Annotated in this window: 1 protein-coding gene; it reads right to left on the reverse strand. The window is 76.2% G+C overall.

All coding sequences use genetic code 11. The annotated features are described in order from the left end of the window. Positions 1-124: 124 nt before the first annotated feature. Positions 125-282 (reverse strand): helix-turn-helix transcriptional regulator (locus G3I53_RS30060; RefSeq protein WP_164438971.1); only part of this gene is annotated, 158 nt, incomplete at its 5' end.

Consider the following 282-nt stretch of genomic DNA (forward strand, 5'->3'; position numbering starts at 1 on the left):
GCGCGCATCGCGCGGCACGGCCCAGCTCACCCTCGGCGCACACGCAGTGCTCCCCGGGCCTCGCCCCCGCGCCTCCCCCCGCCCGGAAGGCGCCGACTCCGCCCTCCGGGCCGCCCGTCGACGGCTACTGCGTGCGCCGCCCCGCCGCCAGGCGGACGATGTCGACGCGGGAGCGGATGCCGAGTTTGCGGTAGACGCGGGTGAGGGTCGCCTCGACCGTCTTGACGCTGATGAACAGCCGGCCGGCGATCTCCCGGTTGGTGGCCCCCTCCATCACCAGCG

The sequence above is a fragment of the Streptomyces sp. SID14436 genome (assembly GCF_010548465.1).
In the GTDB taxonomy this organism is placed as follows: domain Bacteria; phylum Actinomycetota; class Actinomycetes; order Streptomycetales; family Streptomycetaceae; genus Streptomyces.